The organism is Actinoplanes regularis, assembly GCF_900188005.1.
Classification (GTDB): Bacteria; Actinomycetota; Actinomycetes; order Mycobacteriales; family Micromonosporaceae; genus Actinoplanes; species Actinoplanes regularis.
This window is the reverse complement of the sequence record NZ_FZNR01000002.1, coordinates 328,112-354,231: the sequence shown is the minus strand read 5'-3', so window position 1 is coordinate 354,231 and position 26,120 is coordinate 328,112. Positions and strand designations below refer to the sequence as shown.

The window sequence follows — 26,120 nt, the reverse complement described above, 5'->3', positions numbered from 1 at the left end:
GCGGGTTACCCTGTGCCATCGCGTAGTGGCGGTGTGATGCGGATTCTGTCCGGTTTTGCGGACCGATTCAGGGTAGAAGATGCCGGTTTGTCGGGCCAGTTTGCCGGGTGCGCCACGCGGGTGATGCCGAAGACTGCAACCTCGCCGTTACCGGCTCGTTCCCGATCGGCGACGCCATCTCCCGGCGTTCCGGAGCATATGTGCGACTTCGGAGAAAGCCGCGCGATGCAAGAGAATGGTCCTATCTTCCTAGGACGCTTAGCGGTCCGTAAGGCGCGCCATGGCCGCCAGGGGGCGACGGCAACGCGCAGGAGCCGTAAGGCGCGGGATGGGCCGTCGGAGGTGACGGCGTCGCGCGGGCACCGTGCGGCGCGCGGCGGTCGTCGGAGGCGACGGCGTCGCGCGGGTGAGGACGGGACTTGGGCCGCGAGGCCTACGGACAGGGCTCCATCGGCCGTACCTCCGAGGTCTTGGGTCATGCGGCGGGGCGGGCGGCCAGATAGTCGGCGAAGGTCCGGGTGGGCAGCCAGCCTCGAGCCCTGGCCCGGGAGATGTCGAGCACGACCGGGGCGGTGAGCTGCTCCAGGGCATACCGCGAGAGCGCCGGCTCGCGACGGGTCAGCCGCGAGACCGCCGTGCCGACCGCGGCGACCGCGCCGGCCAGCGGGATCGGGACGTGCCGGACCGGCACGCCGCAGGCCGCGGCCACGACGGCGTCCCGGCTGTACGGCTCGGCGTCCGCGATGTTGTAGGCGCCGGGCGGCCAGCCGGAGGCGGCGAGGCAGGCGTCGGCGAGGTTCTCGACCGCGGTCAGGCTCAGCCGGAGGTCGGGCCCGGGCAGCAGAACCCGACCGCCGCGCACGGCCCGCCGCAGACGGGGCAGCAGGTGCGGATCGCCCGCTCCGTAGACAGCCCGGGGGCGCAGGATCACCGCCCCGGCGGCGAGGGCCCGGCGTTCCCCGGCGGCCTTGGTCTTCCCGTACGCTGTGCGCCCGCCGAGTGGCCGGTCCTCGTCGATCGGCCCGGGGGCGGGCCGGTAGACGCTGGCGCTGCTGACCCAGACGAGCGGCCGCCCGCCGGTCGCTTCCAGCAGTCGCGCGGTGCCGTCCACGTTGACCGCGTGGAAGGCGGCCGCGGCCGCCCGGCCGGGCGGCGGATCGCCCACGGCGGCAGCCAGGTGCAGCACGAGGTCGGCACCGGCGAGATCGGGGACGGTCCGGGTGGCGTCCCAGAAACGGTGTTCGCCCAGCGGCCCGGGGCGCCGGCCGAGGCAGACGACCTCGGCACCGACCGCCGCGGCGGCGCGGGCGACGGCGGAGCCGCAGAAGCCGCTCGCCCCGGTGACCGCGACCCGCATGCCGCGCAGCGTGGTCACCGGGCCGGCGCCAGGATCAGGCGCGACCAGCCTGGCAGGGCGCTGCGGCGGTCGACGCGGGCCGTGACGACCCGGGGGCGGAAGGCGGCCAGGGCGCGCAGCGCGTCGGTGAGTTGGCGGCGGGCCAGGCGGGCGCCCGGGCAGGCGTGCGGCCCGGCACCGAAGACCAACTGGGCGACCTGGGGTGGGGCCGGGTCGGCGGGCCGGGGGTCGGTGCGGTGGGCGTCGACGGCGTGCCGGGCGACCAGGATCAGGCGGTCACCGGCGTGGACCGGGTGACCGTCGACCGTGCCGGGAGCGGCGGCCACCCGGGGAAGCAGCGGGGTCGGCGCGGTGACCCGCAGGAGTTCGGAGGTCAGGGCGTCCGGGGCGGTTTCGGCGTAGGCCCACAGGTCCGCGTCGGCGCACCAGGCGGCGGCCCGGGGCAGGGCGGCGACGGTCGTGTTGATCGCGGCGACGGCCAGCATCGCGGCCATCGCCGGGTCCCGGCCCGGTTCGGGTGGTGTGAGCAGGGCGGTCAGGCGGGCGGTCGCGGCCTCGGCGGTGCGGCGGCCGCCGGGGCGGGGGAGGCCGGGGAGATGTTCGCGGGCGCCGGCGGCCGCCGCGGCGCGGGCGGCCGCGGCCAGCGCCCGGGCGTCGACGTCCAGGCCGAGCAGGGCGGCGGCGGTCGCGCCGGCCAGTTCGGCGGCCACGTCGACCAGGTCGATCCGGCCGCCGGCGGCGAGCGGGGCCAGGCGCCGATCGAGGACGGTGGTCCAGACCGGGCGCAGGCGTTCCACACCGTCGGCGCTCATGCTCTCGGCGAGCGTCCGGCGGGTCCCCCGGTGATCGTCACCGTCCTGATTGAACAGCAGGTCACCGCCGGTCAGGTCGCCCGCGGCGCCGCCGGTGGTCCCGGCCGCGGTGCGATCCAGCGGGACCCGGGTCAACCCGTCGCGGAATGCCGCCCGGGAGTGGGCCAGGACCGTGCCGCCCAGCCGTCGGACCGTCCGCCGCCGGGTGGACGCGAGCAGCGCGAACAGCACCGGATGGCTGAACAGGTAGACCCGCCGGTCGCGTCGCCTGGCGCGCCGCATCCGACTCGTGGCGTGGGCGGTCATCGGACGTGGACCTCGGTCGAGGTGGCCGGGCGCCACCTACGGTCCCAGTACCAGAGCAGGGTGCGGCGGGCGCCCCACGCCCGCAGGCGGCGCAGGCTGTTCTCCACCGTCAGGTCCTCGGCGCGGACGATCCGGTCGGTGTGCCGGCGGGCGCGGTTGAGCAGGGTGACGTCTTCGGAACCGTCCTCGAGGCGCTCGCGGGCGGTGCCGCCGCAGCGCTGGTACAGGTCGGCGGTGAGGGCCAGGTTGTGGCCGTGGATCAGGACGTACGGGGTGCGGAACTCGGGCCGCCGGTGCGCGCCGCGGTACCGGCCGTAGAGCGCGGCGAGCCGGACGACGGCCGGGAAGACGTAGCGCTCGACCGGCGACGGGTGCTCGTCGCGGCGCGGGACGCTGCGGCCGCAGACGAGTTCGGCCCCGGCGGCGAGGTGAGCGCGGGCCTTCGCCACCCAGTCCGGCGCGGGGCGGCAGTCGGCGTCGGTCCGCGCCAGCAGCACCGCACCGTGCGCGATGGCGTGCCGGAAGCCGGTGTCCGCGGCGGTCCCCGCGCCGCGCTCCTCCTCCCGCACCAGCTCGACCGGGAACGGGGCGGCGAAGCGGCGGACCACCTCCGCGGTGTCGTCGGTGGACGCGTTGTCGACGACGACCAGCGTGAAGTCGGTGTCCGTCTGCGCGGCCAGGGCCGCCAGGGTGGCCCCGATCGAGGTGGCCTCGTTGTAGGCGGGCACGATCACCGCGAACGTCCTCATCGGCGTGGCCCGGCGACGGCGAGCGCGGCGGCGGCCGCGCGGTCCGGTTTGCGGGACCGCCCGGCGAGGGGGACGGGCGCGAAGAGCACCCGGTCCGGCCGGGCGGCGCCCATCCGCCGCAGCGGGTCGCGCAGTGCCGCCTCGACGGTCGCCCGGTCCGCGCCCGGCGTGGTCTCCACGATCGCGACCACCTCCTCGTCGCCGTCGCCGGCGGGGACGCCGACCAGCACGGCGAGGGAGACGCCGGGCACGTGCAGGGAGGGTTCGTACAGGCCGGGATAGATGTTCTCGGCACGGCGCAGGATCATGTCCTTGGCCCGGCCGGCCAGGACGACGCGGCGGCCGTCGAGGCGCGCGATGTCGCCGGTGGACACCCACTCGTGCGGGTCGGAGCCCAGGTACCGGTCGCAGACGGCGGCCCCGGCCAGCAGCAGCTCCCCGGTCGTGGACAGTTCGGCGCGGACGCCGGGCAGCAGGTCGCCGACCAGGTCGCCGCCGGTGGTGTGGGCGGATTTCCCGGTGGCCTCGACGGCGGCGGCCGGGAAGACCTCGGTCAGGGCGTAGACGCACCAGGCCTCGTCGGCGCCGGCCGCCCGGACCCGCTCGAGCAGGGTGGCCGAGACCGGCGCGGAGCCGCTGTAGACCCGGCCGGTGAACGGGACACCGGCGTCCAGCGCGGTCCGCAGCTGCGGCGGCGTCAGGTAGGTGGCCTGCGGTCGCAGCGCGGTCACCTGCCGGGCCAGGGCTCGCGGCCGGCGGGCCGGCACGGCCACCGGTGCGCCTGAGGCCAGCGCCGGGACCAGCACGAAGAACATGCCACCGAGGATCGGCAGGCCGGTCCGTGGGCGGACCAGTCCGGCGACGGCCCGCATGCCGGCGGCGAGGCCGGCGCGGGTGTGGACCACGGCGCGCGGGCTCGCTGTCGTCCCGGAGGTGAAGATGACGACCGCGTCGCCGTCGCCGTCGAAGACCGGTGGGGGTGGGCCGCCCGGCGCGAGCGCGGGCGCGGAGCCGGGCAGGCGGCGGCCCACGGTCACGGTCGGCGCGAGCCGGGAGAACCGCGGCAGGGCGAGGCCGGCGCGGCGGGCGAGGGGCGCCGCCCAGCCCGCGGCCGCCTGCGCGGCCGCGTCCGCGACGATCAGCGCCGGCTTCGCCAGCCCGAGCCGGGCCACCAGGACGTCCGGGCCGGCGGAGGGGTCCAGGACGGCGATCCGCAATCCCATCCGGTACGCGGCGAGCAGCACCGCCAGGGCGCGCGGCCCGGGGCGGACGGCGACGCCCAGCGTGTCGCCGGGGCGCAGGCCCCGGGCGTGCAGCGCGCCGGCGTACCGGTCGCGAAGCTCGGCGAGGTCGCCCCGGGTGATCCGGCGCCGGCCCAGCAACGCCGCGGTGTCGTCGCCGGGCCGCAGGCCGGCGGTCAGCTCATCGAGCACGTCAGGTCACCTCGGGTCAGGGGAGAGCGGGCCGCTGCCACGGTCCAGGTACCACTTCGCGGTCCCGACCACGCCGTAGGCCCGGATCCGCCGGGTCGAGTTCTCCACGACCATGTCGCGGCTGTAAGTGATCGCCGCCGTCGTGCTGCGCACCCGGTTGAGGAACGTCCGGTCGGTCGGGGACGGCCGGCGCGGCATGCCGCCGCAAGCCTGGTAGAGGTCGGCGGTGATCGCCATGTTGTTGCCGGCGTGCATCCGGTACGGCGCGAGGTATCCCGCCCCGCGATGGGCCGGGCGGATCCGGCCGAACGCGGCCGCGACCGTGACCAGGCCGGCGAAGAACGCGCGGCCGACCGGCCCGTGCTCGTCGCGCCGCGCGGTGATCCGCCCGCAGGCCATCCCGGCCCCGCCGTCGAGGGCGGCGCGGGCCGCCGCGACCCAGCCGGGCCGGGGCAGGCAGTCCGCGTCGGTACGGACGAGCAGGCGCGCGCCGGCCGCGATGGCGTGGCGGAAGCCGGTGTCGACCGCGCAGCCGACACCTTTCTCCGGCTCGGTGAGGACGTGGACCGGGAACGGGGCGCAGCCGGTGAACGCCCGGACCGCGTCGGAGGTGGTGTCGGTGGAGCCGTTGTCGACCACGAGCAGGGTGAAGTCGCGGTCGGTCTGGGCGGCGAGGGCGTACATGGTGGCGCTGATCCGGGCCGCCTCGTTGTACGCCGGCACCACCACCCACAGGTCGGTGGTCACGAGCACTCCCAGACCATGGTCATGATGCTGACCCCGCCGCCGAGGCCCATCAGCAGCACCCGGTCGCCCGGCCGCAGACCCGGGGCGACCCGGGCCAGCTGTACGCCGAGGGTGGCGCTGGCGACGTTGCCGAGCCCGGTGACGGTCACCTCGAGCCGGTCCCGGGGCACCCCGGTGACCTCGGCGAAACGGTCCAGGTAGGGCAGCGTCACCTGGTGCACCAGGATCTTGGCGTAATCGGTGTGCTCCAGCCCGGTGCGGGCCCGGACCCGGTCCAGGATGCTCGCGCCGACCTTCTCGAAGACGCCGCGCAGCCGGTGCCCGTCGCCGACGAAGTAGGTGTGCTCGTCGCCGCGCGGGTGCCGGGAGCCGCCGCCCGGGATGCCGCCGACCGTCCAGTGCTGCGAGTGCGTCTCGGTGTCGATGTCCAGGATGCCGCCCCGCTCGACCGGCTCGACCACGACGGCGGCCCCGGCGTCGCCGAAGGTGAACCCGGCGAACGAGCGACGGGCCTGCTGCAGGCTGCCGATCCGGCTGCGCATCGCCCGGGTCGGGGTCTCGCCGGTGACCACCAGGGCGCGGCGGGCCCGGCCGGCCAGGATCATCGAGCGGGCCACGTCGATGCCGTTGACGAAGCTGTTGCAGGCGTTCGTGACGTCCAGCGCGTGTGCCCGGCTGCCCAGCTCGGCCTGCACGATGTGGGCGGTGGCCGGTTCGACCATGTCGCGGGAGGCGGAGGCGAACAGCAGCAGGTCGATGTCGAGCGGGTCGAGGTCGGCGCGGGTCAGCGCGGCCCGGGCGGCGTGCAGGGCGAGGGTGGAGGCGTACTCCTCGGGGCCGGCGACGCGGCGCCGTTCGATGCCGGTGAGCCGGGCGAACAGGCCGCGCGGCAGATGGACCCCACCCGCCCCGGCGACGCCGCCCTGGAGCTCTTCCGTGGTGATCTCGCGTTCCGGAAGGTACGCGCCCGCCCCGGTGATCCCGACATACATGACCGCGTATTCTGCCCTAGCCGAAATTCTCCAGGATCACGGTGAGATTTCGCAGTTCGGCGGCCCACTCCTGGCGGGGGGTTCGCCACTCGACGACGTAGGTTCCGTCGTCGCCACCGATCACCCGCCGGGTCCCGCGCATCGGCCCGGTCTCCGGATCCGTGTACGTGTACTCCCACACCGCGTCCGGGGACTCCGGCAGCGCCTCGATCCGAACCCGTCGATACCCCACCAGGTGGATCGAGTGTTCCGCGGTGAGCAGCGCGGCGATCACGTCCTCGGGTGGCCGCAGCCACCGGTTGATCCGCAGTGTGACCCGGTCGCGGGGGTCGCTGAAGGTGACCACGCCGAGCTCCTGGCTCGAGGTCCAGCCGGCGGGCACGGGCACCTGGAAGCCGGTCGGGTCGTGCCACCAGGTGTAGCCCGGTGGCGCCGCGATCCGCGGGGTCTCGCCGCCCTGCGCGCTGCCGCCGACGATCAGGGTGGCGATCAGGGTGAGCGCGGCGGCCAGGGCCGGCATCCGCCGCCGGATCCGGGACTGGGGCGGGTGGGCGACCTGCTCCAGCAGCGCCGCCGCCGCGGACGGTTCGATGCGCCGGGCCGGGTCGTGTCGCAGCAGTCCGGCCAGGACCGGGGTGAGCGGGCCGGCCCGGCGCGGCGCGTCCGGGGGCCCGGCGGCCAGGGCGCGCAGGGTGGCGGCGGTGCTGCCGCGTGCGTACGGCGGGCGGCCCTCGACCGCGTGGTACAGCGTCGCGCCCAGCGACCACAGGTCGGAGCGGGCCGTGGAGCTGCGATTGAAGAGCCGTTCCGGCGCGATGTACTTGGGGGAGCCGAGCACCACCCGGGCCGTGGTGAGTGCGGCGATGCCGGCCGCCGTCACCGCCGGGCCGAAATCGATCAGTACGATCCGGCCGTCGTCGGCGATCAGCACGTTGCCCGGTTTCACGTCGAGGTGCAGCAGCCCGGCCCGGCCGGCGGCGGTCAGCCCGTCGAGCACGGCCAGGCCGATCCGTGCGACCTGGGCCGGTGGTAGCGGGCCCTGTTCCTGGATGACCTGCTGCAACGAGCGGCCCGGCACGTGCTCCATGATCAGCCAGGGGCCGTCCGGATCGGGCAGTACGTCCAGTGTGCGGATCACGTGCGGGTGCCGGACCCGGCCCGCGGCCTGTGCCTCGCTGACCGCCCAGGTGCGCACCACCTCCTGCTGGTCGAGGTGGAGCCCGCTGGGCACCCGGCACTGTTTGATCGCGACGTCGATGTGCCGGACATCGTCGTGCGCCAGCCACACGTGGCTCATGCCCCCCGAGCCGAGGGGCCGGATGATCCGGTACCGCCCGGCGATGACCGCTTGCAGCGTGACCAAAGCCGCACCCCTGATGTCGGCAAACAGTAATCAAGACGCTACCTTGCGTAGGCATACGGTGCCTGTCGGATATCGGGCGATGCGAGGAGCGCCGTTGGGTGTATCAGCCTCTTCGTCGGACCTTCCTGCGGTCTAAATTGGACAAATAACAACATCGCGGCTGCTCCTCTCGGTGGCATCAGTTGCCGCGACACGACAATGGCGTCCAGCCGCGTGTTTCCGGCTGGTTCGTGTGGCGGTGCCGGATCCCTCGAAAGGGTGATGGCGTCCGGCCGTGAGGACCCGGCCGAAATGCTTGCCGGAATGATCAGTTGTGCCCGCGCGGAATCCCCGGAAATGCCCGTGTTCCCGGTGTGCGAGCCTGTCTGAAAAAGCGATGGCTCGATGACTCGGCGCTGTTTCCGGCGAGCCCACATGGAGAGCCGGCGGCCGTCGCGACAGTGTCCACTCAGGAACTTCGAGCCAGGGTCGCCCTGGTGCCGAGCCGTGGCGCGGTACGAGCAGGCGTACCGAGGGAGTGAAGGTGATGACATTCTCGTTACTGGCCGGTAACGTAACTCGTCGGTAAGGGGGTGGGGACCTTGCTCTATGGAACCCCGGCTACGCGACGCCGAGACGCACAGCGCAACCGCGCGGCCATCGTCCTCGCCGCAAGCGAGGTGCTGACCGAGGGCGATCCGGTCTCCCTGATGCCGGAGATCGCCCGCCGTGCCGGCGTCGGCCAGGCGACGCTCTATCGGCACTTCCCGGACCGGCACGCGCTCACCGCCGCGGTGATCGAGCACCAGCTCGACCGCCTGGAGGAGGCCGCCGCGAGCCTGGCCGAGCACCCGGAGCACTTCCGCAGCCTGCTGCGCGCGGTGCTGCACATCCAGATCGCCATGCGCGGCCTCGTCGTGCTGATCCGGCGCCTGGACGTGCCCACCCAGAACCGTTTCCGGCGCCGGGTCCTGACCGCGCTCGCCGGCCCGCTGCGCGGCGCCCGCGAGCATGGCTACGTCCGCGCCGACCTGGTCCCGGACGACCTCGTGCTGCTCTTCATCATGGTCCAGGGCGTCGCCGAGGCCACCACCGACGCGGCAGCCGCCCGCGCCGCCGCCGATCGCTCGGTCGACCTGCTGCTGGACGGGATCTGCCGCGCCGGCCCCGGTTGAGATGTCCTCAGAAGACGATCGTCCAGCCCTCGCGGGCCTGATCGGCGGTGTAGGCGACGCCGTCGACCTTCAGGCCGGCGGCGTTGAGCAGGGTGATCGTGCCGCCGCGGTTGCCGAGCGAGACCGGGGCGGCCAGCGGCACCTGGAGCACGGCACCCGCCGCCAGGCGGCCCCGCAGCGTCTGCCGGTTGGTGGCCCGGTCCACGACCGACCAGCCGGTCAGGTCGATCTCGGCCGGTGACGCGTTCACCAGTGTGACCGTCTCCGCCTCCGGGGCCGGACCGACCGGGTCGGCCAGCGCCGCCACGATCCGTACCAGGTGATCGGGCTCGCCGGTGCCGGGCGTGGGACCCGGCCCGGGCACGTCGGGCAGCCGGTGGCCGGTGATGTCGTCGGTGTGCCAGGCCTGCGATTGGAAGGCCAGGAAGATCGCCACCCACTCGTCGCCGAACCGCAGCAGCAGCCCGCCGTCCTGATAGACCCCGTCGTCGCCGGCGAACCGGCCGTCGTTGCCCTGGTTCATGTGCACGTCGTGCACACCGTTGCCGGGCGAGAAGTGGAAGATCTTGTCGGCCTTCGGCTCCGGGCCCCAGGCCTGACCGAAGATGTACGCCCGGGCGTCGGCGTCGCCGAGGGCGCGGCGCACGTAATGATCGATGAAGTCGCCGAGGTCGTTCTCCGGGCCCGGCTCCGCGGTCGGCACCGGGCGCAGGTCCTGCCGCCGGAACAGGTTGCCGCGGATGTAGTCCAGCGCCAGGCCGCCGGGCCGGCTCTCCAACTCGGTGAACCCGTCCGGCAGGGCGCGCAGCCCGTCCAGCAGCGGGTGCGTGAAGCCGTCCACCGCCAGGTAGAGCAGTTCCGGCGGGGACTGCTGGGAGCGCACGTTGATCGCGGCCCGGTAATCCGTCCCGGACGCGCGCAATTGGATCTGGTAGTGCGGAGTGTCGGTGGTCTCGATCCGGCGATCGATGACAGCGGCTCGCAGAACGCCGTATCGCTTAATCGGCATGACCGGCAGTAAACAGCCGCTCCCGGAGCCGGTCAATCACCCGATCTTCCATTTCGGATCGGTGGATCATCCTTTGCCGCCCGGACACGTCGAATTCATTCATAGGTGTGGGTGACCGATTCTAATGTGGTCGGGATCTCTGGTACTAATTGGGGATCTCCGTATTTGTGAGGTCTTTCGATATCGCGTATCCGCGGGAGGTGGCATGAGCGAGCTTGCGAGTGAATCGGTTGGCTCAGTGGTCAGCTCATGCCGACGCCGGAGCGAAGCGGAGGTGGCGGCATGAGCCTGTCATCGATGGCCGAGGACAGCGCCCTGCGCCTGCGGGGGACCCCCGGCGTCTCTCCGAACGCCGCCGCCGCCACCGCGGCCGCGGTGACCGCCGAGGAGATGGTCAAAGGCGCCCCGGTCGCCGACGCGCGGACCGCCGGGGAGAACGCGGCCCGCTCCTCCGCCGGCACGAGCGTCGCGGGCTCGGTGCTGACCCAGCTGGTCAAGTACGTGCCGACCGAGACCATCTCGGTCTACCTGGCCGTGCAGGCCGCGCTCGGCACGGTCCGGGTCCCGCCCGGTCACGCCGAGTGCGAGGCGAGCTTCGCGACCCGGTGGATCTGGCTGGTCGTGCTCGCGGCGGCGACCCTGCTGCTCACCCTCGGGCTGGCGTACCGCAGCCAGAAGCAGGTGGCCCCGGAGGCCCGCTTCAAGCCGCCGATCGTCGAGCCGGTCGCCGCCGTGGCGGCGTTCCTGGTCTGGGCGCTGTCCCTGCCGACCACGCCGCTGCAGGACTACTGCTCGTACGACGCGCGGGCGTGGGGCCCGGTCCTCCTGCTCGTCGGCACGACGATCATCGCCACCACGGCGTACGTCTTCGGCAAGACGATCACCTGGCAGAAGGTGCTGCAGGACGCCGACCGCTGAGCCCCCGCCCCCGAAAGACGAGTTTCCTGAGAGTGGCCTTCAGCTTCGCTGGGTACGTTGACCGGACTCGGTACCGGGCTCCGGCACCGAGCGGTGCTCTCGAAGAAGGAGTTGATGTCCGCCGTGGGCGGATATGGATGGCAAGTCGTCCTGGTCGTAGTGCTGGTGTTGCTCAACGCGGCCTTCTCCGGCAGTGAGATGGCCCTGATCTCACTGCGCGAGAGCCAGCTCCAGCGTCTGGAGCGGCACACCCGCACCGGCGCCACCCTGGCCCGGCTCGCCCGGGACCCGAACCGATTCCTGGCCACCATTCAGATCGGCATCACGCTCGCCGGTTTCCTGGCGTCGGCGGCCGCGGCCGTCTCCCTCGCCAAGCCGCTGATCGGGCCGCTCGGGTTCCTGGGCAACGCCGCCGAGCCGGTCTCGATCGTGCTCGTCACCGTCGTGCTGACCTTCTTCACGCTGGTCGTCGGCGAGCTCGCCCCCAAGCGCATCGCGATGCAGCGGGCCGAGGGCTGGGCGCTGCTGGTGGCCCGCCCGCTGGACCTGCTCGCCACGCTCTCCCGGCCGGTGGTCTGGCTGCTCGGCAAGGCCACCGACCTGGTGGTGCGGCTGGCCGGCGGCGACCCGCGGGCGGGCCGTGAGGAGGTCAGCCCCGAGGAGATCCGGGACATGGTCGCCCAGCAGCAGGAGTTCACCCCGGAGCAGCGCACCATCATCAGCGGCGCGTTCGACATCGCCGACCGCATCCTGCGGGAGATCCTGGTGCCCCGCCGCGACGTGCTGATCCTTCCCGCCGGCCTGCCGGCCGCCGAGGGTCTGCGGCTGCTGGTCGAGGGCGGTCACTCGCGCGCCCCGGTGACCGGGCCGCTGGGCCTGGACGACGTGCTCGGCGTGGTGCACCTGCGGGACCTGATCGGCGCCGAGGGCCCGGTCAGCGACCGGATGTTCACCCCGCTCTTCCTGCCCGAGACGCTGAAGATCGCCGACGCGATGCGCCAGCTGCGCACCCAGCGCCAGCAGTTCGCCCTGGTGGTGGACGAGCGCGGGGCGATCGACGGGATCGTCACGATGGAGGACCTGGTCGAGGAGGTGGTCGGCGAGATCTACGACGAGACCGACCGCGACGTGCAGGCGGTGATCCACGAGGACGACGGCGCGATGCTGCTGGCCGGCACGTTCCCGATCCACGACCTGCCGGACATCGGCGTCGAGATCGAGGAGGCGGACGAGGGCGACTACACCACGGTGGCGGGGCTGGTGCTGGCCCGTCTCGGGCACATCCCGACGGTGCCGGGCGAGACGGTGCCGATCGACGGTCACACCGCCGAGGTGGTCGAGATCACCGGCCGGGCGATCACCCGGTTGCGGCTGCGGCCGGTGACGAGCGAGAGCCCCGCCACGGTCGCCTAGAACCGCCTTTCGAACTTTCGCTACATCTCTCCGCGAACAGGCCGATTGGGCAGATGGAAACCCTGTGCGGCGGAGGAGGATCAGCGTGCGGTTGTTCGGTGCCCGGCAGGACAGCCCGCAGGTCGACCGGCCGGTCCCTCGTGACGTCGAGGCGCTGGAGGAGCTGGTTCTGGCCCTGGAATCGGCGATCGACGAGACCACCTCCTGGCGGATAACGGTGGCCAGCAACGTGGAGTCGTACGACTTCGGGTACGGCGCCGTCTGGCTCGCCGACGGGGGCCAGCTGCGCTTGTTGCACGAGGTCGGGCCGATCACGCAGCAGGTGCGGGCGGCCACCACCGGCCCGATGGTGCGGCCCGACACCGGTCTGATCGGGCGGGCGTTCCAGACCCGGCAGACCGCGATCGTCGAGCAGGTCCCCGACTGCCGCCGCTGGGAGGCGGCGATGCGGGCCGGCATGGTCGACGGCGTCGCGCTGCCGGTCACCCACGGCACCGCGGTGGTCGCCGTGCTCGAGTACTACTCTGCCACGCCGCTGTATCTGGACGCCGCGCGCCGGGAGAAGTTCGCCTCGATCGCCCGGATCGCCGAGCAGGCGCGCCGCAGCGCGGTCGCCGCCGCGGAGCTGCGCCAGGCCTCCGCCGACCGGGGTGCGGTCACCGCCGTGGTCAACCAGATGGGCGCGGCACGGGACCGGCAGAGCGCGCTGCGTGCGGCGCTGGACGAGGTGCGCTCGGCGTTCGGGTGGACGTACGGCTCGTACTGGGAGGTCGACCCGGTCGAGAAGGTGCTCAGATTCCGGGTCGAGTCCGGCTCGACCGGTGAGGAGCTGCACAAGGCCGCGCTCGCCACCCCGACCGCCGAGGGCGTCGGGCTCTGCGGACGTGCCTGGCGGGCCAAGGACCTGGTCTTCATGCGGGACCTGAGTCAGCTGACCGGCTGCGCGCGGACGGACGCCGCGGTCCGCGCCGGCCTGCGCTCCGGCGTCTGCTTCCCGATCATGAGCGGTGACCAGGTCGTCGGGACCATGGACTTCTTCGCCAACGAGTTCTTCGACCTCTCCGACTCCCGGGACGCGGCCCTGCGCAACGTCCAGCAGCTCGTCAACCAGCGGCTCGACGTGCTGCTCGCCACCGAGCGCTCGGCCGTCAACGCGCGCGCCCTGCTCGACACCGTCGAGCGGCTGCGCAGCTCCAGCGGCGACGCCACCGAGGTGGCCGAGCAGGCGGTCAGCCGGGCCTCGGCGATGACCGCCGAGGTGGCCGCGCTGGGCCAGGCGTCGACGGCGATCGGTGACGTCATCAAGATCATCGAGTCGATCGCCGAGCAGACCAACCTGCTCGCGCTCAATGCCACCATCGAGGCCGCCCGGGCCGGTGAGGCGGGCAAGGGCTTCGCGGTGGTCGCCGGCGAGGTCAAGGACCTGGCCCGGGAGACCGCCGAGGCGACCCAGCGGGTGGCCCAGCAGATCGCCGGCATCCAGGCCAACACGGAGACCGTGGCGACCGGCATCCACACGACCAGCGAGACGATCGGAAAGATGGACGCGGTCCAGATCCGGATGAACGAGGTCCTCGCTGAACAGGCTGATCTGGCCCGCGCATTGCAGGCGTGATCCGGCCCGATGGGGCACAGTGGTCGAATGACTGGCGTTCGGTTATTGGTTGGCACACGCAAGGGCGCGTTCATCCTGACCTCGGACGGGGCGCGCAAAGATTGGACGGTCGACGGGCCGCACTTCGCGGGCTGGGAGATCTACCACGTCAACGGCTCCCCGGCCGAACCCGACCGGCTCTACGCGTCACAGAGCTCCGGCTGGTTCGGCCAGATCATGCAACGCTCCGACGACGGCGGGAAGAACTGGCAGGCCGTCGGCAACGACTTCGCCTACCAGGGCGAGGTCGGAGAACATCTCTGGTACGACGGAACGCCCCGCCCATGGGAGTTCAAACGCATCTGGCACCTCGAGCCGTCACCCACCGACGTGGACACCGTGTGGGCCGGCGGGGAGGACGCCGCCCTCTACAAGTCGACCGACGGCGGGCAGAAGTGGGAGGAGCTGACCGGCCTGCGGCAGCACCCGACCGGCCCGAAGTGGCAGCCCGGTGCCGGCGGCATGTGCCTGCACACCATCCTGCTGCATCCGTCCGATCCCGACCGGATGTACGTGGCGATCTCCGCGGCCGGCGCGTTCCGCACCGACGACGGCGGGGCCACCTGGCAGCCGATCAACGCGGGCCTGCGCTCCGACGGCATCCCGGACGAGGACGCCGAGGTCGGGCACTGCGTGCACCGGCTGGCCCTGCACCCCTCCCGGCCGGACACGCTCTTCATGCAGAAGCACTGGGACGTGATGCGCACCGACGACGCGGGCGGGCGGTGGCGGGAGGTCAGCGGAAACCTGCCGACCGACTTCGGCTTCCCGATCGCGGTGCACGCGCACCAGCCGGAGACGATCTACGTCGTGCCGATCACCAGTGACTCCCTGCACTACGTGATGGACGGCAAGCTGCGGGTCTACCGCAGCCGCAGCGGCGGCGAGGAGTGGGAGCCGCTGACCGCGGGCCTGCCGCAGTCGCACTGCTATGTGAACGTCCTGCGGGACGCGATGGCGGTGGACACCCTCGACGAGTGCGGCGTCTACTTCGGCACCAGCGGCGGACAGGTGTACGCCTCGGCGGACAGCGGCGACAATTGGACCGCGATCGTCCGGGACCTGCCACCGGTGCTGTCGGTGGAAGTCCAGGTCCTGCCGTGATCCGGGTGGTGCTTCCGGTGCACCTGCGCACGCTGGCCCGGACCGGCAAGGAGATCCGGGTCGAGGTGGCCGGGGCGGTCACCCAGCGCGGGGTCCTCGACGCGGTGGAGCGGGACTATCCGATGCTCGCGGGCACCGTCCGGGACCGGCGGACCGGGCAGCGGCGGCCGCTGGTGCGGTTCTTCGCCTGCGAGGAGGACCTGTCCAACGAGTCACCGGACGCTCTGCTGCCGGACCGGGTCGCGAAGGGCGAGGAGCCCTTCATGATCGTCGGCGCCATGGCCGGCGGCTGATCCTCCCGCCGACCCGCGAGCGGCCGGGCACGCCCCGGCCGCTCGCCCCGTGGCTCAGTGCTCGGCCGGGACCGGCGGCCGGACCCTCGGCGGTGTGAGCGGCACCGTCACCCGGGGCGGTGAGAGCGGCACTGTCACCCGGGGCGGTGTGATCGGGACAGTGAGTCTGGGTGGTGTGACCGGCACCGTGAGGGCGCCGGACGGGCCGTTGACGTTCACCACGCTGGGCAGCTTGGTCAGGCCGGTGAGGTTCAACGGCGAGTCGATGTCGTTCAGGAGGTCACCGGGGATCAGATCCGGGTCGAGGCTCGCCACCGGCGGCAGCGCGGTCGCCGCGGATAGGTTGGTCACGCTGGGCAGCCGCGGCGGCAGGGCGGTCGCCGCGGGTAGGCTGGCCACACTGGGCAGCCGCGGCGGCAGGGCGGTGCCGTTCCAGATCGCGGCGCGGGTCCCGATCTGGTTGGTGACCCGCACCGAGGTGACGTTGGTCGAGCGCCAGTTGGCGCAGTCGGCGGGGCCCCAGAGGCCGGTCGCCGCGCCGATGCGGTTGTAGTCGTTACAGGCGGCCTGGACATCCGGATTGACCGTCGTGGAACGAGCCTGCGCCGGTCCCGCGGTCATGGCGAGCGCGGTGAGGATGCCCCCGCCCACGACCGCGAGCTTCGTCGCTGTTCTCATGTGATCCCTCCCTGGCAGTACACCTCGTCGGTTCGGTTTGTTTGTTTTGTCCTTTTGGTGATGCGTCGGCCCCCGAAAAGCTGACCATGAGCGCAGCGGCTATTTCTATCGATCGAGGGAATCTGCGGTCTATTTCCGTAAATGGGAAGTCTGTTGATATATGCGAAGAGTCTGCCGGAACGGCGGCGGCATACCATCGGGGCATGGTGAGGCGTACGGGCGCGGCGACCCGCGAGGAGATCCACTCGGCGGCGGCCCGGCTGTTTCGCGAGCGTGGCTACTCCCGCACGTCGGTGCGGGACATCGCCGCCGCGGCCGAGATCAACCCGGCCCTGGTGATCCGGCACTTCGGCAGCAAGGAGCTGCTCTTCCTGGACACGATGCGGCTGACCATCGACGACGAGCCGCTGCTGGACGTGCCACCGGCCGAATTCGGTGAACGCTTCGTCGAACGGCTGCTCGCCGACGACGACATCCGCGGCGTCTACCTCGCGCTGGTCCGGGGGTCCGACGAGCCGCAGATCAAGGAGCGGCTGCAAGCGATCCACGAGCGCACGTTCGTCGGCCCGCTGCGCGCCCGGCTGGCCGGCCCGGACGCGGACCTGCGCGCCCGCCTGGCCGCCGCCGTGGTCGGCGGTCTGCTCTACGCCCTGTGGGTGGTCGGCGACGACCAGTTGGTCGCCGCCGACCCCGCCGAGCTGGTCGTCCGCTACGGAGCCGTGCTCCAGCAGCTCATCACCCCGGCCTGAGCGGGCCACGCCGCCGTTCTACTGGATGGACCAGCCGCCGTCGGACGGGAGGATCACGCCGTTCAGGTTGACGCCGTCGTCGCTGAGCAGGAACGTGATCGAGGCGGCCAGGTGCTCGGCCGCCGCGACCGCCGGGATCAGCCGCAGGAACGGGCCGGTCCGGCCCAGGCCGAACTCGGACTGGTTGGTGGGGCGCATGCCGGTCGCGACGCCACCGGGGGCGACCGCGTTCACCCGGAGGCCCTCACCGCCGTACATGAAGGCGGTGTTCTTGGTGATGCCGACGACGGCGTGCTTGGACGCCGTGTAGGCCACCCCGGCGGCGTTGCCGCGCAGCGCCGCCTCGGACGCGACGTTGACGATCGACCCGCGCCGCGCGCTGAGCATCGCCGGGACGACGGCCCGGGTCAGCTTGAAGACGCCGTCCACGTTGACCGCGAAGACCCGCTCCCACACCTTGTCGGAGGTCTCGTGGACCGGGGTGAAGTCGTCCACCACGCCGGCGATGTTGGCGAGGCCGTCGATCCGGTCGCCGGCCGCGGCCATGATCGCGGCGATGCCCGCGTCGCTGCTGATGTCGGCGGTCACCGTGACCACCGACTCCTCCGCGCCGAAGGCCTCGGCGAGCTTGTCGGCGGTGATGTCGACGGCGATCACCCGGCCACCCTCCCGGACGATCCGGGAGGCGGTGGCCCGGCCGATGCCGGAGGCCGCGCCGGTGACGATCACGGTCTTGCCGTCGAACCGGCCCGGCGTGATCCGCTCCCGCCAGGCGCCGGAGTCCGGCTCCTCGTCCGGGACGACGCCGCCGTTGACCCGCAGCACCAGCGCGTCGACCGCGGCCTGGGGCAGCTGTCCCTGACTCAGCTCGACGAGCTGCCGCAGCGGGAGGCCACGCACCGGGGCGAGCTGGGACTCGTCGAAGGCGCCACCCCGGCCGAGCAGCTCGCGCAGCGCCGGGCCGCCCTCCGGGTGGGCCAGCCAGTCACCGATCGTGCTGGACGCGGTCACCGTGTTCGCCATCTCGTGTCCCTTCACTGTGCGACAACGCGGAAGTCAACTTAGTTTACTTCGGGTCGAAGGGATAGACGACGGTCGTACCGGGAAGATCGGCGAGGGGCCGTGAGCGGCGGCGGCAGTTTGCGGATAGCGGCCTCCCGGCCCGGCGCGAGCCGTAAGACTGGCGACATGGCCACCGGGAGCGCCGCGACGAGGGTGAGCCGGCGTCAGGCGAACGTCATCTTCGTGGCAATCGTGCTCGGCACGCTGGTCGCCGCGCTGGACCAGACGATCGTCTCCACCGCGCTGGCGACGATCGTCTCCGATCTCGGCGGCGCCGGATACATGTCCTGGGTCGTGACGGCCTATCTGCTGGCCGAGGCGGTGTCCACGGTGCTGGCCGGTAAGTTCGGCGACCTGGCCGGCCGCAAGGTGATCTTCGTGGTCAGCATGCTGGTCTTCGCCGGTGGCTCGATGCTCTGCGGCTTCGCCCAGGACATGACCACGCTGGTCTGGGCGCGAGGGATCCAGGGGATCGGCGGCGGCGGGCTGATCGTCACCGCGACGGCCCTGATCGCCGATGTCGTCCCGCTCCGCGAGCGGGGCCGGTACCAGGGCGTGCTCGGCGCGGTCTTCGGCGTCACCACGATGGTCGGGCCGACCCTGGGCGGGCTGCTCACCGACCAGTTGAGCTGGCGCTGGGCGTTCTACATCAACCTGCCGGTGGCGGTCGTGGTGCTGGTGATCGCGGTCCGGGTGATCCCGTCGGCGCGGATCGAGACCCGCCCGATCGTCGACTACGCCGGTATCGCCCTGGCCGCTCTCGGTTGCGCAGGCCTGACCCTGGCGATCTCCTGGGCCGGCGACGAGTACGACTGGGACTCCGCCACCGTCATCGGCCTGTCCGCCGCCTCGATCGTTTTGCTCGCCGTGTTCGTGCTGGTCGAGCGCAAGGCCGAGGAGCCGATGCTGCCGATGCGACTGGCCCGCAACTCGGTCGTGGCGATCTGCTCCACGCTCAGCTTCATCGTCGGCTTCGCCATGCTCGGCGCGATGACCGTCATCCCCACCTACCTGCAGTATGTGGACGGCATGTCGGCCACCGGTTCCGGCGTGCGGCTGCTGCCCATGGTGGCCGGCACCTTCAGCGGCTCGATCCTCGCCGGCAACCTGGTCAGCCGCACCGGCCGGTACCGGGTGTTCCCGATCGCCGGCACCGCGGTGATGACCCTGGGGCTGTGGCTGATGTCCAGCCTGAGCCCGCGCGTCGGCGCCGGGCAGATGTCGGCGTACCTGTTCGTGCTCGGCCTGGGGATCGGCCTGAGCATGCAGGTGCTGACGATCGTCGTGCAGAACACCGTGGCCTACGCCGACCTGGGCACCGCGACCTCGGGCGTGACCTTCTTCCGCGCGCTGGGCGGCTCGTTCGGCGCCGCGGTCTTCGGCACGCTGTACCGGGACAAGCTCTTCTCCTACGACGTGGTGCAGAACTCGGCCGCGGTCACCCCCGCGCAGGTGCACGGACTGCCCGCGGCCGAGGCCACCCCGATCATCGAGGCGTACGCGGAGACCATCGCGTACGTCTTCGGCTGGGTCGCCCCGGTCGCCCTGCTCGGGTTCCTGGTCGCGGGATTCCTCAAGGAGCTGCCGCTGCGTGACGGCGCCCGCTCGCACGCCACCGACGTGGGCGAGGGATTCTCCGCGCCGGCCCCGTGCGACCGGGCCGCCCAGCTCGAGCGGGTGATCGGTGACGCCATCCGCAAAGCCGGACATGCCCGGACCGTGCTGAACGAGATCCTGGCCAGCGCGGGTGGCCGGTTGAACCCCTCGCGGGCCTGGGCGATGGGCCAGGCGCACCGGTATGCCCGGGCGCGGGGGAGCGCCGACCTGGCCGCGATCGCGCGTAACCACCGGCTGCCGGCGGAGGTCCTGCAACCGGTGTTCACCGACCTCTGCCAGGCCGGATACGCCCGCCTCGACGGTGACACGGTGCAGCTCACCGCGGCCGGCGAGGAGCAGTTCGACCGGGTCCGGCACGCCTGGCGGGAGTGGCTCGACGTCCGGCTGGAGGATTTCGCGATGACCGGTCCCGGCGACCTCGCCCTGCTCGACCGGACGCTCACCGACATCGCCACGACGCTGGTCGACGAACCCACCCTGGCTGGTTTCCACGACCGAGCCTGATTCCGGCGCCCCGGGTCGGCTAGGGTTCCGCCGTGGGATTGCTGGAGCGGTTCTTCTCTCCGCGGCGCCGATTCGCGGCGCTGGCCCTCCGCGTCGCCCGGCGGACCCCGGGCGTGGAGCGCGCGGTGAACCGGCCGGGGGAGTTCGCCATCGCGATCTACCGCACCGGGGCGCCCGGGCCGGCGCACCTCTACCTCGCCAACATCTTCCGGGAGACGGCCGGGATCTCCCCGGCCGAGCGCCGGGAGCGGCTGGCGAAGCTGGTGCGGATCATGGCGGCTCCGCCGCCCCAGGACGATTGGGAGACGGTACGACCCAAGCTGCGCCCGGTGGTGCGCCCGGTCACCTTCGGGTCGGCCGGTCCGCCCGGGATGCGGCCGCCGATCTCCCGGGCGGCACTGCCGTACCTGAAGGAACTGGTCGTGGTCGACCAGCCGGACGCGATGGCCTACGTCGTGCCGGACCGGGTCGACGAGTGGGGCGTCTCCGCCGACGAGGTGTTCGCCACCGCTCGGGCCAACCTGGCCGAGATGGCCCGGGGCTCGCTGGAGCACCCGTGGCCCAGCGGGCAGCCGCTGATCAGCATGCTCGACGACGGCGACGCGTACTTCACCTCGCTGCTGCTCGCCCCGGGCTGGCTGGAGGAGGTCGGCGAGCGACTCGGCGGCCCGGTCCTGGCGTTCGCGCCGGACAACAACACGCTGCTGCTCTGCCCCCTCCCGGAGACCACCGCCGAGCCGTTCTACGCGCTGGTCGACCAGCACTTCAAGGAGGCGCCGCGGAGCCTGTCACCGGTCGGTTACGTGGCCGGGCCGCAGGGCCGGGCGGTCGCCTACACACCACCGCCCGGCCACCCGCACCACCTCTCCGCCCGCCGCGCCGAGACCCTCCTGGCCCTCACCGAGTACCACGGCCAGACCAACTGGCTCGCCGAGCAGTACGCCCAGGCCGGCGTCGACGTGCACGTCGGCGGCCTGCTCGCGGCCGAGCCGGCGGGCAGCGCCCCGGAGACCATCGCGGTGTGGACCGCGGGGGTCAGCACACTGCTGCCGAAGGCGGACACCATCGCCTTCGTGCACCCGGACACCGGGCCACAGTTCAGCGCGCCCTGGGACGCGGTCGCCGAGCGGGTGGGGCTGCGGGCCGAGCCGCTGCTCGCCCCGGCCCGTTACCGGGTCGACGACTGGCCGTCCCCGGCGGTGCTCGCGGAGCTGCGCCAGGCGATCGGGTGAATGCTTAGGTCGCCGGTCCCACTGGACACCGCCCCTGGGGCAGGGGGCAGACTTGCCGCATGGTGCCGATCGATGAGGAAGAGGCCCGACTGCGGGTGGGCCCGCCGGCCGATCACGCGGCCGGGCTCGAGGCCGTCCGGCTGAGCGTGGCGAACGCCGTGCGGCAGATGGGCGTCCGCAAGACGGTCCGCAACCTGCGCACCCTCAACCAGCACGACGGTTTCGACTGCATGAGCTGTGCCTGGCCCGACCCGCAGGGCCACCGGCACGCCGCCGAGTTCTGTGAGAACGGGGCGAAGGCGGTCTCCTGGGAGGGCACCCGGGACACCGTCGGCCCGGAGTTCTTCGCCGCGCATTCGATCGCCGAGCTGGCCGGGCAGACCGACCACTGGCTGGAGAAGCAGGGCCGGCTCACCCACCCGATGGTCCGCCGCGACGGCGCCACGCACTACGAGCCGATCTCCTGGGGTGACGCGTTCGCCCTGGTCGGCACCCATCTGAACGCGCTGGACAGCCCGGACCAGGCGGTCTTCTACACCTCCGGCCGGGCCAGCAACGAGGCCGCGTTCGTCTATCAGCTCTTCGCCCGCGCCCTCGGCACCAACAACCTGCCGGACTGCTCCAACATGTGCCACGAGTCCACCGGCACCGCCCTGACGCGCACCATCGGCATCGGCAAGGGCTCGGTCACCCTGGAGGACCTGCACCAGGCCGACCTGATCGTCGTCTCGGGGCAGAACCCGGGCACCAACCACCCGCGGATGCTGACCGCGCTGGAGGTCGCCAAGCGCGACGGCGCGAAGATCCTGGCGATCAACCCGCTGCCCGAGGCCGGCCTGCTGCGCTTCGACAACCCGCAGAAGGCGCGCGGCCTGGTCGGCGCCGGCACCGGCCTGGCCGATCGGCTGCTGCGCATCCGGTCCAACGGCGACCTGGCGCTCTGGCAGGCGATCGGCGCCCTGCTGCTGGAGCGCGGCGTCGCCGACCGGGAGTTCATCGAGTCGTCCACGGTCGGTTTCGACGCCTGGGCGAAGCACGTCGCCGACGTCGACCGGGAGGCGGTGCTGGCCGCCACCGGCCTCACCTGGGCCGAGATCGAGGCGGCGGTCGACATGCTGGCCACCTCGAAACGGATCGTGCACTGCTGGGCGATGGGCATCACCCAGCACCGCAACGCCGTCGCCACGATCAAGGAGTTCGTCAACGTCGCCCTGCTCCAGGGCATGATCGGAAAGCCGGGCGCCGGGCTCTGTCCGGTGCGCGGGCACAGCAACGTGCAGGGCGACCGGAGCATGGGCATCTGGGAGAAGCCGCCCGCGCTCTTCCTGGACCGGCTGCGCGACGAGTTCGGCTTCGAGCCGCCCCGGGAGCACGGGGTGGACGCCGCCGACGCGGTCCGGGTCTTCCGCGACGGCCGGGCCCGGGTCTTCATCGCGCTGGGCGGCAACTTCGTGGCCGCGATGTCGGACACCGAGGTGACCGCGGCCGCGATGCGCGGCGCCGAGTTGACCGTGCAGATCTCCACCAAACTCAACCGCAGTCATCTCGACGCCGGCCGGACCGCGCTGATCCTGCCCACGCTGGGCCGCTCCGAGCAGGACCGGACCGGTGGCCGGGTGCAGCGGATCACCGTGGAGGACTCGATGTCCGCGGTGCACGCCTCCCGCGGCCGCTCCGAGCCGGCCGGGCCGCTGCTGCGCTCCGAGGTCGACATCATCTGCCGGATCGCCGCGGCGACCCTCGGCGACCGGCACGACCTCCCGTGGGCCGACTTCGCCGAGGACTACGGGACGATCCGGGAGCGGATCGGCCGGGTCGTGCCGGGCTGCGACGACTACGCCCACCGGGTCGACAACGGCGGGTTCACCATGCCGCACCCACCCCGGGACTCGCGCACCTTCCCGACGCGTGAGGGCCGGGCCGTCTTCACGGTCAGCCCGCTCGAGGTGATGACCGTGCCGGAGGGCCGGCTGGTGCTGCAGACGCTGCGCAGCCATGACCAGTTCAACACCACGATCTACGGCCTCGACGACCGTTATCGGGGGATCCGTTCGGGGCGCCGGGTGGTCTTCATCAGCGCGGCCGACCTGGCCGACCTCGGCTTCGCCGACGGCGACCTGGTGGACCTGGTCTCCGAGTGGGAGGGCGAGGAGCGGCGTGCCGACCGCTTCCGGCTGGTCGAGTACGACACCCCCAAGGGCTGCGTGGCCGCCTACTACCCGGAGACGAACCCGCTGGTTCCGCTCGACTCGCAGGCCGAGGAGAGCGGCACGCCCACCTCGAAATGGGTGATCGTGCGACTGGAGCCCGCGATGTCCCGGTAAATCCGTTCGACTCCCGCAAGGGCCCGTAACGCGGGCCACTTCCGGCTGGTGAACCGGCAATCGGGTACGTACCTTGCCAGCATGATCATGCGTCGTCGCCTTCTCGCCGCTCTCGCGGGCACGTCCCTCACTCTCGCACTCGCCGCCTGCGGCGGCAGCGACGACAAGTCCGCCGCCGGCGGCGGCGAGGCGCTCCGCAAGGTCCAGGTCGCTCTCGACTGGACCCCGAACACCAACCACACCGGCCTGTACGTCGCCCAGGCGAAGGGCTTCTTCAAGGCGCACGGGCTGGACGTGGAGATCGTCCAGCCCGGCGACGCGGACCCGGCCGCCCTGGTCGCCGCCGACCGGATCCCGTTCGCGATCAGCGCCCAGGAGGCGCTCACCCAGGCCCGCGCCGAGAAGGCACCGCTCGTCTCGATCGCCGCGATCCTGCAGCACAACACGTCCGGCTTCGCCTCGCCGAAGGACCGCAACCTGACCCGGCCCGCCCAGTACGCCGGCCGGACCTACGGCGGTTGGGGCGGCGCGATCGAGGAGCCGCTGCTCAAGACCCTGGTCAAGGCGGACGGCGGGGACGCCACCAAGGTCAAGGTGGTGAACGTGGGTGAGGCCGACTTCCTCACCGCCACCAAGAAGGGGATCGACTTCCAGTGGATCTTCTACGGCTGGGACGGCGTCAACGCCGAGCTCAAGGGCGCGCCGCTGAACATCCAGTACGTCAAGGACTATGACAAGGCGCTCGACTTCTACACCCCGATCCTGATCACCAACGAGAAGCGGATCGCCGGCGACCCGGCGCTGGTCAAGGAGTTCACGGCGGCCGTCTCCGAGGGGTACACCTTCGCCGCGAAGAACCCGTCGGAGAGCGCGGACCTCCTGCTCAAGGCCGCCCCGGACCTGGACGCCGAGCTGGTGCGCAAGAGCCAGGAGTGGCTCAGCCCGAAGTACCAGGACGACGCGGCCCGCTGGGGCGAGCAGAAGGCGGCGGTGTGGACCGGCTTCACCGCGTGGCTCTACGACCAGAAGGTGCTCGGCACCCAGGTCGACGCGACCAAGGCGTACACGAACGACTTCCTGCCCCCGGCATGACGTTCCGGAAGGTCCTGCCGCCGGCGATCACGCTGTTCCTGCTGATCGCCGGCTGGCAGGTGTACACCGGGGTGTCCGGGATCGACGCCTGGCTGCTGCCCAGCCCGAAGGGCATCTGGGACGCCGCCGTCGAGCAGCGCGACGTGCTCGGCACCCACACCCTGGCCACCCTCGAGCTGACCCTCTACGGCCTGGCCGCCGGGGTGGCGGCCGGGGTGCTGATCGCGGTCGTGCTCCACCTGGTCCCGGTCCTGCGGGCGGCGCTATACCCGCTGCTGGTGATCAGCCAGAACGTGCCGATCATCGCGCTCGCCCCGCTGCTGGTGATCTGGCTCGGCTTCGGGCTCGCTCCGAAGATCGTGGTGATCGTGCTGGTCTGCTTCTTCCCAGTGGCCGTCGCCACCCTGGACGGGCTGGGCCGCAGCGACCCGTCGATCGCCGACTACCTGCTGATGAGCGGCGCGAGCCGGTGGCAGCTCTTCACCAAACTGCAGTGGCCGAACGCGCTGCCGGCGATGTTCTCCGGCCTGAGGATCGCGGCTACCTACAGTGTCTTCGGGGCGATCATCTCGGAGTGGCTCGGCAGCGAGAAGGGGATCGGCCGCTACATGATCCTCCAGAAGTCGGCGTTCCGGGCCGATCGGATGTTCGTGGCGATCGCCGTCGTGGTCGTGCTCGCACTGGGCATCTTCGGGTTGGTCGCGTTGTTGGAGAAGCTCACCGTGCGGGGGCGCAGGAATGCCTGAGACACTGCGGGTCACCGGCCTGGACCATCACTTCGGCGACCTCCAGGTCCTGAAGGAGCTGGAGATCTCGGTCGGGCGGGGCGAGTTCGTCTCCATCGTCGGCCCGTCGGGCAGCGGGAAGAGCACTCTGCTCCAGCTCATCGGCGGCCTGCTCGAGCCCACGGCGGGCGGCATCGAGATCAACGGTGCGGACGCGATCGGCCGCCGGGGCCTGATCGGTTACATGCCCCAGCAGCCGGCCCTGATGCCCTGGCGGACCGTCGAGGCCAACGTCGTCCTGGCCCGCGAGATCGCCGGGGGCTCGAAGCGCGACTCCCTGGCGAGAGCCCGAGAGTGGCTGGCCCGCGTCGGGCTGGAGGGGTTCGCCCGCTCGTACCCCCATCAGCTCTCCGGCGGTATGCGGCAGCGTGTCGCCTTCCTCCGCGCGCTCATCTCCGACCAGGAACTGCTCTGCCTGGACGAGCCGTTCAGCGCCCTGGACGCGATGACCCGCGCCGACATGCACCGCTGGCTTCTGGACCTCTGGGAGGCGAACCGGCGCGCCGTCCTCTTCGTCACCCACAACATCGAGGAGGCGCTGCTGCTCTCCGACACCGTCTACGCCTTCTCCCACCGCCCGGCCACGGTCCTCGAGAGAATCTCCGTGCCGTTCGGGCGGCCCCGCCGTGCCGAGGTGACCGACGACCCGGAGTTCATCAAATTGCGCCGTCACCTCACCGACCTGCTGACCGGCACCCCGGCGGCCCCACGATGACCGCCGGCCGAGCCGCCGCGGCCGGGTCTGGTGGTGGTGTCAGCGCGCCCGATACGAA

The 26,120-nt window shown here is 72.3% G+C and carries 23 protein-coding genes; 13 read left to right on the top strand and 10 right to left on the bottom strand.

Going from position 1 to position 26,120, the window contains the following annotated elements:
- Positions 1 to 475: 475 nt before the first annotated feature.
- Genes CHC09_RS06755 through CHC09_RS06725 form a run of 7 tightly spaced genes read right to left on the bottom strand, consistent with a single transcriptional unit; the run spans position 476 to position 7,759 of the window.
- On the bottom strand, positions 476 to 1,375 hold the full coding sequence (locus CHC09_RS06755) for an NAD-dependent epimerase/dehydratase family protein (protein ID WP_239138188.1): 900 nt from the start codon (positions 1,373 to 1,375) through the stop codon (positions 476 to 478).
- The gene (locus CHC09_RS06750) at positions 1,372 to 2,475 is read right to left on the bottom strand and encodes a cytochrome P450 (protein WP_239138189.1); all 1,104 of its coding nucleotides are present in this window, start codon (positions 2,473 to 2,475) and stop codon (positions 1,372 to 1,374) included. Before CHC09_RS06750 ends, CHC09_RS06755 begins: the two co-directional genes overlap by 4 nt.
- Positions 2,472 to 3,224, bottom strand: coding sequence for a glycosyltransferase family 2 protein (locus CHC09_RS06745; RefSeq protein ID WP_089292111.1), 753 nt, complete (start codon positions 3,222 to 3,224; stop codon positions 2,472 to 2,474). Before CHC09_RS06745 ends, CHC09_RS06750 begins: the two co-directional genes overlap by 4 nt.
- Complete coding sequence (locus CHC09_RS06740; protein WP_089292110.1) at positions 3,221 to 4,657, bottom strand: class I adenylate-forming enzyme family protein; 1,437 nt, start codon at positions 4,655 to 4,657, stop codon at positions 3,221 to 3,223. The genes CHC09_RS06745 and CHC09_RS06740 overlap by 4 nt, the downstream gene beginning before the upstream one ends.
- A 6-nt stretch (positions 4,658 to 4,663) precedes the next feature.
- A complete protein-coding gene (locus tag CHC09_RS06735) occupies positions 4,664 to 5,404 on the bottom strand; it encodes a glycosyltransferase family 2 protein (RefSeq protein ID WP_203833057.1) in 741 nt (246 codons plus the stop codon).
- Complete coding sequence (locus CHC09_RS06730; protein ID WP_089292109.1) at positions 5,401 to 6,396, bottom strand: 3-oxoacyl-ACP synthase III family protein; 996 nt, start codon at positions 6,394 to 6,396, stop codon at positions 5,401 to 5,403. Before CHC09_RS06730 ends, CHC09_RS06735 begins: the two co-directional genes overlap by 4 nt.
- Before the next feature lie 16 nt (positions 6,397 to 6,412).
- Positions 6,413 to 7,759 (bottom strand): serine/threonine-protein kinase, encoded by a 1,347-nt coding sequence (locus CHC09_RS06725; RefSeq protein ID WP_089292108.1) that lies wholly within the window; start codon positions 7,757 to 7,759, stop codon positions 6,413 to 6,415.
- 581 nt (positions 7,760 to 8,340) lie between these two features.
- Between CHC09_RS06725 and CHC09_RS06720 the strand changes: the two genes are divergently transcribed.
- Positions 8,341 to 8,913, top strand: coding sequence for a TetR/AcrR family transcriptional regulator (locus CHC09_RS06720; protein ID WP_089292614.1), 573 nt, complete (start codon positions 8,341 to 8,343; stop codon positions 8,911 to 8,913).
- Positions 8,914 to 8,920: 7 nt separating this feature from the next.
- On the opposite strand, the gene CHC09_RS06715 is transcribed toward CHC09_RS06720, so the two are convergent.
- A complete protein-coding gene (locus CHC09_RS06715) occupies positions 8,921 to 9,922 on the bottom strand; it encodes a DUF2278 family protein (protein ID WP_089292107.1) in 1,002 nt (333 codons plus the stop codon).
- 282 nt (positions 9,923 to 10,204) lie between these two features.
- On the opposite strand from CHC09_RS06715, the gene CHC09_RS06710 reads away from it, so the two are divergent.
- The 5 genes from CHC09_RS06710 to CHC09_RS06690 all read left to right on the top strand — a co-directional run bounded on the left by CHC09_RS06710 (position 10,205) and on the right by CHC09_RS06690 (position 15,304).
- The gene (locus tag CHC09_RS06710; RefSeq protein WP_143232230.1) at positions 10,205 to 10,840 is read left to right on the top strand and encodes a hypothetical protein; all 636 of its coding nucleotides are present in this window, start codon (positions 10,205 to 10,207) and stop codon (positions 10,838 to 10,840) included.
- A 114-nt stretch (positions 10,841 to 10,954) separates the two neighbouring features.
- A complete protein-coding gene (locus CHC09_RS06705; protein ID WP_089292613.1) occupies positions 10,955 to 12,253 on the top strand; it encodes a hemolysin family protein in 1,299 nt (432 codons plus the stop codon).
- Positions 12,254 to 12,338: 85 nt separating this feature from the next.
- Positions 12,339 to 13,868 (top strand): methyl-accepting chemotaxis protein, encoded by a 1,530-nt coding sequence (locus CHC09_RS06700; protein WP_089292105.1) that lies wholly within the window; start codon positions 12,339 to 12,341, stop codon positions 13,866 to 13,868.
- Between the two features lie 45 nt (positions 13,869 to 13,913).
- Positions 13,914 to 15,011 (top strand): WD40/YVTN/BNR-like repeat-containing protein, encoded by a 1,098-nt coding sequence (locus CHC09_RS06695; RefSeq protein ID WP_239138190.1) that lies wholly within the window; start codon positions 13,914 to 13,916, stop codon positions 15,009 to 15,011.
- Positions 15,008 to 15,304, top strand: a complete 297-nt coding sequence (locus tag CHC09_RS06690; RefSeq protein WP_089292103.1) for a MoaD/ThiS family protein — start codon at positions 15,008 to 15,010, stop codon at positions 15,302 to 15,304. Before CHC09_RS06695 ends, CHC09_RS06690 begins: the two co-directional genes overlap by 4 nt.
- Positions 15,305 to 15,358: 54 nt before the next feature.
- On the opposite strand, the gene CHC09_RS46145 is transcribed toward CHC09_RS06690, so the two are convergent.
- Positions 15,359 to 15,982, bottom strand: a complete 624-nt coding sequence (locus tag CHC09_RS46145; RefSeq protein ID WP_179276968.1) for a hypothetical protein — start codon at positions 15,980 to 15,982, stop codon at positions 15,359 to 15,361.
- A gap of 203 nt (positions 15,983 to 16,185) precedes the next feature.
- Between CHC09_RS46145 and CHC09_RS06680 the strand changes: the two genes are divergently transcribed.
- Positions 16,186 to 16,731: a TetR/AcrR family transcriptional regulator gene (locus CHC09_RS06680; RefSeq protein ID WP_089292101.1), complete on the top strand. Its 546-nt coding sequence runs from the start codon at positions 16,186 to 16,188 to the stop codon at positions 16,729 to 16,731.
- Between the two features lie 18 nt (positions 16,732 to 16,749).
- Here CHC09_RS06680 and CHC09_RS06675 read toward each other — a convergent pair whose 3' ends face one another.
- Positions 16,750 to 17,754 carry an SDR family NAD(P)-dependent oxidoreductase gene (locus CHC09_RS06675; RefSeq protein WP_089292100.1) on the bottom strand — a complete coding sequence of 335 codons (1,005 nt, stop codon included), beginning with the start codon at positions 17,752 to 17,754 and terminating at the stop codon, positions 16,750 to 16,752.
- Positions 17,755 to 17,919: 165 nt separating this feature from the next.
- Between CHC09_RS06675 and CHC09_RS06670 the strand changes: the two genes are divergently transcribed.
- From CHC09_RS06670 to CHC09_RS06645, 6 genes are all read left to right on the top strand, one after another.
- On the top strand, positions 17,920 to 19,914 hold the full coding sequence (locus tag CHC09_RS06670; protein ID WP_089292099.1) for an MDR family MFS transporter: 1,995 nt from the start codon (positions 17,920 to 17,922) through the stop codon (positions 19,912 to 19,914).
- Between the two features lie 32 nt (positions 19,915 to 19,946).
- The gene (locus CHC09_RS06665) at positions 19,947 to 21,146 is read left to right on the top strand and encodes a DUF1444 domain-containing protein (RefSeq protein WP_089292098.1); all 1,200 of its coding nucleotides are present in this window, start codon (positions 19,947 to 19,949) and stop codon (positions 21,144 to 21,146) included.
- Between the two features lie 59 nt (positions 21,147 to 21,205).
- On the top strand, positions 21,206 to 23,470 hold the full coding sequence (locus tag CHC09_RS06660; RefSeq protein ID WP_089292097.1) for an FdhF/YdeP family oxidoreductase: 2,265 nt from the start codon (positions 21,206 to 21,208) through the stop codon (positions 23,468 to 23,470).
- A gap of 81 nt (positions 23,471 to 23,551) precedes the next feature.
- A complete protein-coding gene (locus CHC09_RS06655; RefSeq protein WP_203833058.1) occupies positions 23,552 to 24,562 on the top strand; it encodes an ABC transporter substrate-binding protein in 1,011 nt (336 codons plus the stop codon).
- Entirely contained in the window at positions 24,559 to 25,308 is a 750-nt protein-coding gene (locus CHC09_RS06650) for an ABC transporter permease (RefSeq protein WP_089292096.1), read from the top strand. Before CHC09_RS06655 ends, CHC09_RS06650 begins: the two co-directional genes overlap by 4 nt.
- The gene (locus CHC09_RS06645; RefSeq protein WP_089292095.1) at positions 25,301 to 26,062 is read left to right on the top strand and encodes an ABC transporter ATP-binding protein; all 762 of its coding nucleotides are present in this window, start codon (positions 25,301 to 25,303) and stop codon (positions 26,060 to 26,062) included. Before CHC09_RS06650 ends, CHC09_RS06645 begins: the two co-directional genes overlap by 8 nt.
- Positions 26,063 to 26,120: the final 58 nt, after the last annotated feature.